This window comes from Aeromicrobium sp. (assembly GCF_014378035.1).
Lineage (GTDB): Bacteria > Actinomycetota > Actinomycetes > Propionibacteriales > Nocardioidaceae > Aeromicrobium.
In genome coordinates, this window is the sequence record NZ_JACMOM010000226.1 from 1 (window position 1) to 3,266 (window position 3,266).

Annotated in this window: 3 protein-coding genes; all 3 read left to right on the top strand. The window is 66.4% G+C overall.

Features of this window, described 5'->3' with window-relative positions; translation table 11 throughout:
• On the top strand, nt 1-808 hold an 808-nt coding region (locus tag H7290_RS11615; RefSeq protein WP_290514178.1), incomplete at its 5' end, for a glutamate dehydrogenase.
• Nucleotides 809-891: 83 nt separating this feature from the next.
• Nucleotides 892-2,898 carry an acetate--CoA ligase family protein gene (locus tag H7290_RS11620; protein ID WP_290514179.1) on the top strand — a complete coding sequence of 669 codons (2,007 nt, stop codon included), beginning with the start codon at nt 892-894 and terminating at the stop codon, nt 2,896-2,898.
• Between the two features lie 118 nt (nt 2,899-3,016).
• Nucleotides 3,017-3,266, top strand: a 250-nt coding sequence (locus H7290_RS11625) for a thiamine pyrophosphate-binding protein (protein ID WP_290514180.1), incomplete at its 3' end; no start/stop codon positions are given.

A 3,266-nucleotide genomic window follows, 5' to 3' on the forward strand; every position in this document is an offset into this window, starting at 1 on the left:
CGAGCTGGGTCTGCAGAGCTCGATCCAAGCTGTCTATCCTTTGCTCGACAATAAGGACGAGGCAATCGCACGCCTCGCTGCGGCCTTTGCGATCGATGTGGACGGGGTCGGCCTCGGCGAGCTGGTCGGTGGCCTTGGGGTCGCCGAATCGGTGCTCACCGCGCTCGATCAGGTCGGTACCCCCCGAGCGGGAACCCGGGTCGTCATCCAGGGCTTCGGGTCGATGGGCGGCGCGACGGCCCGCTACCTCTCGCAGGCCGGGCTTCTAGTCGTCGGGATTGCTGACTCGCGCGGAGTCGTCGTCAATGCTGAAGGCCTTGACGTCGAGACCCTGCTGAGGACGCGCGACTCCTTCGGCGAGATCGATCGGACCCGCTTGCGCCCCGAGGATGCCGAGCTGCCAGTCGAGGAGTGGCTCACGATCGACACCGATGTGCTGGTGCCGGCCGCCATCTCGTACTGCATCACCCCCGACAATCAGGCGGAGGTGACCGCATCGCTGATCGCCGAGGCCGCGAACATGCCGGTGCTTCTCGAAGCCGAGGCGCTCCTGGCCGCCCGCGGGGTCGTGCTCGTCCCCGATTTCGTCGCCAACTCTGCCACCAATGCTTGGTGGTGGTGGACGCTTTTCGGTGACGTCGACGCAGACGCCGCACAGTCTGAGCAGAAGATTCGTTCGGAGATGAGCCGCATTGTCATCGACATGTTCGCGCGTGCCCGCTCGGACGATACGACGCTGCGCGACGCAGCCCTGGCATTCACAGCCGATCAGCTGCAGGCGATCGAGAGGCGTTTCGGTCGGTCATGACTAGTCAGTTCCCGACTCTGAACAGCGCGGCCGATAGGGCCGAGGCGTCTCTTCGTCCCTTCCGGGATCCGGTTTCGGTCGCCGTGGTCGGCGCCTCGAATCACCACGCGAAATGGGGCTACTGGCTCGCGCGGGGCGCACTGGCGGGCAAGAGCCGCCGTGCGGTGTATCTGGTCAATGGGGGCAGCACGATCGTCCATGGTGAGAAGGCCTACCCGAGCATCGCGAGCCTGCCGGAAGACCCCGAGCTGGTGGTGCTGTGCGTCCCGCCGCAGCAGGTCAAGGGCATTGTCATCGAGGCTCTTGCGCGGGGCGTCCGAGCGTTCCTGGGGATCACCGCCGGTGTGCCCGAGCAGCGGCATCTGGGCGAGATGATCAGGGCTGCGGGTGCCCGCATCATCGGGCCGAACAGCCTTGGACTCTATGATGCGACCACCGAGCTCCAACTGGCCTGGGGCAACTTCAGCCCAGGCTCGCTCGCCATCGTTTCGCAGAGCGGGCAGCTCGGGTCGGAGATCGCCGGTCTGGGTGCTCGCGCCGGCCTGGGTGTGTCACGGTTCGTCTCGATCGGCAACCAGCTCGACGTCAGCGCCGCGGAGATTCTCGAGGACCTGGTGGACCACGAGGCGACGCGGACAGTGGCGTTGTATCTCGAGAGCTTTGCGAAGGGCACCGAATTGGTACGAACCCTGCGAGCGCTCACCGACGCCGGCAAGAAGACGCTCGTCCTGGCCGCCGGCGCCAGCGAGGCAAGCCAGCGTCTTGCTCGTTCGCACACCGGATCGCTGACATCTGCGCTCGACGTCGTCGACGCCGCCTGCCGCTCCGCAGGCGCGATCCGGGTCTCGACGCCCACCGAGCTGGTCAGTATCGCTCACTATCTGAGTGTGGCCCCGGCGCCGGCAGGCCGTCGAGTCGCGGTTGTCAGCGACAGCGGAGGACAGGGCGGCATCGCCGCTGATGTCGCTGCCGCCGAGGGCCTGCTGGTCGGGGTGTTCTCGCCCGCCCTGCAGGCTGATCTAGCAGCGTTCGTGCCAGCAGGCGCCGCGGTGTCCAACCCCGTCGATCTCGCGGGCGCGGGTGAGGCAGATCTCGGCGTCTACGCAGATTTAAGCCAGGTCCTTCTCGAGTCGGACGAGGTCGACGCGGTGGTCCTGTCGGGCTATTTCGGCTGTTACGGGGAGAACTCGCCCGCGACGGAGGCATCCGAACTCGTCGTGGTGGACCGCCTCGGCGAATTGGCCACGACCTCACAGATTCCGCTGGTCGTTCACAGCATGAGCCACGAGTCTGCAGCCGTTGATCGCATGTGGAGCCACGGGATCCCTGTCTTCGGCAGGGTCGAGTCGGCCCTTCTCGCCATCAGCAAGGCTGCAGACCTGGCCGCGTGGCCGGGTCGTCATCCGGGCGTCTCGCGGTCAGCACCGAAGCCGATCACCCGTGGGTACTGGGGCGCCAGATCATTGCTTGCCGACGTCGGCATCCCGCATCCTGTGGGCAGATTCATCGCCGACCCGTCAGATCTAGAGTGCGCCGCACGCGATCTGTCATTTCCCCTCGTCCTCAAGGCCGGCTGGCTCGACCACAAGAGTGAGCACGGCGGCATCACGCTCGGCGTCCTGACGCTTGAGGCGCTGACAGCGGCCTACGGCGACATGGTTGCGCGCCTCGGAACAGGCGAATATGTCGTGGAGGAGCAGGACACCCGCGCGCATGTCGTCGAGGTGCTCGTCGGTGGACGACGAGACCGCGACTTCGGTCCGATCATTCTGGTCGGCAACGGTGGGGTCGAAGCGGAGCTGCACCGTGACGTCTGCGTCGAGCTCGCGCCGGTCGACCATGCGACAGCGCTGACGATGATCCGGCGCCTGAGGTGTCTCGCGGTGCTGCAGGGCTGGCGCGGGAAGCCCGCCACCGACATCGATGCTCTCGCGTCGATCGTGGTGTCGGTCTCCGGAGCGATTGCTGCGGACGACCGCATCCACGAGTTCGAAGTCAATCCGGTAAGAGTGGCGCCAGGCGGCGCCCTAGCTGTCGATGCCCTCATCATCACAGCCGAACCGGCCAAGACACGAGGGCGAAACCCGTGAAGATCCCCGACATCACGCAAGAGTTCGCCGGCCGTGTCGCGGTGGCGACCGGCGGCGGATCGGGCATGCGGCTCGGCAAGTCCGTGCATACCCATGAAAGGGCGAACGCGTGACGACGATGACGGGCGGGGAGGCTGTCATTGCGAGCCTGGCGGCGCATGGCGTCGACACCATTTTTGGCATTCCCGGCACCCACAACCTCGCAGCGTATGCGGCCATGGACACGTACGGGATCACGCACATCTCGCCGCGTCACGAGCAGGGTGCGGGATATGCGGCAGACGGATATGCCCGATCGACCGGACGTCCTGGTGTCGTCCTCACCACGACCGGTCCGGCGATCCTCAACGCTGCCGCATCGGCTGCCC